We start from the raw sequence: 4,461 nt of genomic DNA on the forward strand, positions 1-4,461 counted from the left end.
ACATTATATCCAAGCCCATCTGGACCGCTTGACCTTTCAGAAGAATCTGGTCGCTTTCAGCGATTCGGAAATAGAGCTCTGGATCACAGAATTCAATGCCTACGATTATTCTGAGAAGTGTGATGCGGCTTTCTCCTCGTGGCAAGATGAGGACTTCGTATATGACAGTGCAGACTGGCTGCATGCTTTGAACATTTTCACGATCATGGATAGGTTTCTGACCTATCGGTCCGAAATGGATGATCCTTGGACCAATAATGCTTTCGGAATGGATATCTCCAAGATAGCCATGCACCTATTCTATGGTGCAGAGCGTGAAGCGGCTATGACCGAAGACCGATTACTGACTGGAGCTGGATTGGCCATGAAGGAGATCATTCACCTGATGAATGACGCTGATAGTATTCAGCGATTACTTATCGCTCCAGAAGAACTTATCGATATCGACCCGCTAGGTAATTGGACGCCAGACCTGCCTGTGGGTGATATGCTGCCGCTTCACAACGTATTGGAGTATGCGGACCACACCGGAGCAGTCACCACGATGAATACCTTGGATGCCCACGGTTGGCTCTATAAGAATGGTGAAGATGATAAAGCTCTTATCGTCAATCTGAGGGATGAACCCTTGACGCTAGACCTAGATGGTATGGCCTCTTTCCAGGGAGATACACGTTACTCGATACACTATGTGGCCCCGGAACATCTGACCACCCATATCGATCAGGGATGGAATACATCGTTCATCCAGACCGATGAAGGGGAGACCGGTGCAAACTCACTGGAGATTCCTCCTTACGCTATCGTCATTCTTGAAGATATCCCGGTACAGACTCCTTCGTCCGTGGCAGAGAATTTCAAGGACCATCTACGCGTCTATCCCAACCCGACCGATTCATATGTGAATCTGGAACTGCTACAGAACAAGGGCTATCAGACCGATATCGAACTTACAGATATCAGTGGGAGAATGCTCCTTTTCCGATCCATTCAGGGAATAGACCAGACCCGATTGGATCTTTCCGATCTTCCTGCGGGTACCTACATCATTCATGTGAAGAATGAGGAGGTCGATGTTTCAGTGCGGGTCAGTGTTACCGGATAAGGAAATCCAAGGTCTGTACATCACCGTCCGTAGATATGACCTTCAAGTGATAGATGCCGCTTCGCAGGCCTTCTATCTCCAGGCAATGATTTCCTGAACTCAGGTCGATACGGGCAGGGGAGTCGGTACTTCTTCCATTGGAGTCGTATATCTCTACCGTTAGTGGACCAGTGATTCCTTGTCCTTCCAAACAGACCGTACGTCCTTCGATAGGATTCGGGACCACCCTCAGTCTCGTGTTCTCCTGATCATTCTCACTGAGTCCTACACCCAATTCAGGGCAAGTGGGATCTCCTTCTTCTTGTTGGCTGCTCTCACAACTGTTACACATGATGGACTTCATGAAACACATCGTGCGATTCTTGATGTAGAACTCACCGTACATGCTGATGTTGTGCTCGCCATCTGGGCTACGGTTATAGTCGTAGCAGGCTCCTCCGGCTGCGTCTACGTCAGGGATATAGACATCAGGTCCTACAGTGAGTGGATAATCCGGACAGTTGTTGAATGTGCCGTTGCCAATAGGTACCACACTATCGTTGGCTCCATGATAGGTGACAATGGGTATGACATTATCCGATGTGATATCCAAGAACGGAGGGAAAGAACCCCAGGCCATGATCAACCCATCGATATGGAATTCATCATCCAGATCGTTTCCAGTGGTATTCAAAGGCCCTAGTTCCAAGGGTAGGGAAGGGAAGAATTCATTGAAATACTCTGGCGTGCCGTAATGGAGCAATGAGGCAAGCGTGCCACCTGCGCTCACACCACCGGCAAAGACAAATGAAGTATCTATCTCATATGTGTCCTGATGATGGAAGAGGAAGCGCATGGCTGCATGACAGTCCTGAAGAGCACGATAGGCCGCTCTACGTATGTCATCCGGGTCGGCAGAGCATGGACCGGACGGTTCATCGTATCCTAGCCGGTAATTGAAAGTAGCGGCCGTGTATCCGCTGCGCGCAAGGGCGAGCATGGACTCCACGACCAGATAATCAGTCTTATCCCCAGTCTTGAATCCACCACCGTGCAATACGATGACCAATGGGCGCTTATCCAAGCTGTCCAGAACGGGGTCCACCGTGTATATATCCATGAGTTGGGGCTCCCATATTCCATCCACGGTCTGGGAGAGACCATATTCTATATCGGATTGCACCACGACATCTTCTTCAGCATAGATGTACTGATTACCAAATCGTTCTGGTACGCAGTATGGACTCTCCTGAGCAATCATCAAATCAATTGCGACTAGGCATAATACGCAGGAAATAAGGTGGATATACCTCATGTGTTCAAGTATTTATTCAGTCTATCGATGCCTCGCTTAACAGTCATTGAAGACGAATGGATGTAAGTTCTTATTAAATATTGAATCTCTCAAGAAACAGCATGTGCTTCGCGTGGATTCCTGAATGATAAGAACAAGGCATTGTGGAGCAATCTAGATCGTGGAAAATGCCTGATAGTCAGAAGCCTGTATTTGACTTACCTTGCATGCTGATTTTTGTAAATTCTCGAATTATCCTTCCATTGAACATGTATAGACTACTATCTCAGGCGACTTCTCTCGCCCTCGTTATCCTATTGTCTCAAGTCTCCATGAATGCGCAACGGACCTGTGCTATGGAGACCCATATGCAGGACTTGCTCTCCGATCCAGCCTACAAGGCTGCGCATGATTTGCGTCAGTCACTCTTTCAAGTGAGCCAGCTGACCACTGATCGCTCGGCCCTATGTGCTGATCCGGTCGTACTTCCGATTGCAATCCATTTCCAAGGTGTAAGCAATCCGGATGCTGCCTGTCTGCTCGCACAAGCTCAGAATCAGGTGCAGATTTTGAACGATGACTATCAAGGAATGAATGCTGATATATCGAATTGGAACAATTCGGCTTCTTCTTATTTCCCAGGAACCTCAAATGGAGAGACCTGTTTGGAATTCTGCTTGGCTACCAGCAATCACCCCAGTGGATACGGTCTGGTCGAAGGTGAACCCGCAGTGACGATCAATCAGACTTCGGGCGATTTCGATGCCAATTGGGCGGGTTATGTCAATGTCTTTGTCAGGAACATCAACTTCCTTGGGTACTCTCCACTAGGAGGTGCTGGAAATGGAGATGGCGTGGTTGTGGACAATAACGCTTTCGGAAGTGGTACCGGCTGTTCTGGTACAGCTCCAGGTGCTCCTTATGACCTAGGACGGACCCTGACCCATGAACTCGGACACTATCTGAACCTGAATCATGTTTGGGGTGGCGGATGTGGATCGGACGATGGTGTGGGTGATACTCCGGATTCTGATTCTCCATATTATGGTTGCCCGTCCAACGGTTCTGCCTCCTGTGGATCGACCGATATGCACATGAGCTATATGGACTATACCGATGATGCGTGCATGTACATGTTCTCCAATGGACAATCCGTACGCATGGAGAACTACGTAGCTGCCAATTTCTCATCCCTCGTCAATAATGCACAGAATGTCTGTGGACCCGGACTCCCAGACCACTGCACCAATGGAGTGCAGGATGAAGATGAGACCGGTGTGGATTGTGGAGGAGCTGACTGCGCACCGTGCCCCGTACCCTGTACCAATGACCTTACCTTGAGCATCATCACAGATCGCTGGGGAGGAGAGACTACATGGGAGATCCAAGATGACAACGGCTCCGTTGTAATATCAGGTGGACCGTATGACACTGAGCTTCTGAGTGGAGAATATCCTCAGCCAGATGAATATATCTGCTTGCCTGATGGATGCTACGACTTCGTGATCAATGATTCCTATGGGGATGGTATGTGTTGTGAGTACGGACAAGGGTCATATACGCTTGTTGATGACCTCGGAAATATCTTGGCCAGTGGTGGCACGTTCGCTTCTACAGAGACTACCAACTTCTGCTTGACGGGAACAAGTGATCCGTGCGAAGTGTTCGCAAGCGCTCCGGTCGATCTGACCAAATCCTTACAACCGGTCCCATATCCGAATGGAGTGATCGATCGGGTACAGGTCAAATTCTACAAGGACAGTCCTCAAGTGAAATACACCGCTCAAGATAATGCCGCACTGGATATTGAATTCTGGCCTATCAGGGATCTCTCGACCAATACTCCGATAGTTGATGGTCCGGTCAGCAGCATCAACAATCGTGTGAAACCCGGGCAAGACTTCTTCAAATGGCCCGTCAAATTCAATAGACCTGATGTGGACCCCAATATCCGCTATCGCTGGAGGGTGAGGGTGAGCTGTCAGGAGGGTTCACAAGCTGTGAGCCCTTGGAGTGAAGAGAAGATATTCAATACACCCGATTTCGACCCGGAGACCGGAATATATACTCCACCTGCTGGGGC

The 4,461-nt window shown here is 48.9% G+C and carries 3 protein-coding genes; 2 read left to right on the forward strand and 1 reads right to left on the reverse strand.

Annotated features, from left to right (window positions below):
- Positions 1-1,105: T9SS type A sorting domain-containing protein (locus HKN79_05465; protein NNC83006.1), on the forward strand; the 1,105-nt coding region annotated here is incomplete at its 5' end.
- On the opposite strand, the gene HKN79_05470 is transcribed toward HKN79_05465, so the two are convergent.
- Positions 1,095-2,345: an alpha/beta hydrolase fold domain-containing protein gene (locus HKN79_05470; GenBank protein ID NNC83007.1), complete on the reverse strand. Its 1,251-nt coding sequence runs from the start codon at positions 2,343-2,345 to the stop codon at positions 1,095-1,097. The two genes, HKN79_05465 and HKN79_05470, sit on opposite strands and share 11 nt — an antisense overlap.
- Before the next feature lie 221 nt (positions 2,346-2,566).
- Here HKN79_05470 and HKN79_05475 point away from each other — a divergent pair.
- The coding region (locus tag HKN79_05475; GenBank protein NNC83008.1) for a hypothetical protein at positions 2,567-4,461 on the forward strand (1,895 nt) is incomplete at its 3' end.

The organism is Flavobacteriales bacterium (assembly GCA_013001705.1).
Taxonomy (GTDB): Bacteria; Bacteroidota; Bacteroidia; order Flavobacteriales_D; family JABDKJ01; genus JABDLZ01.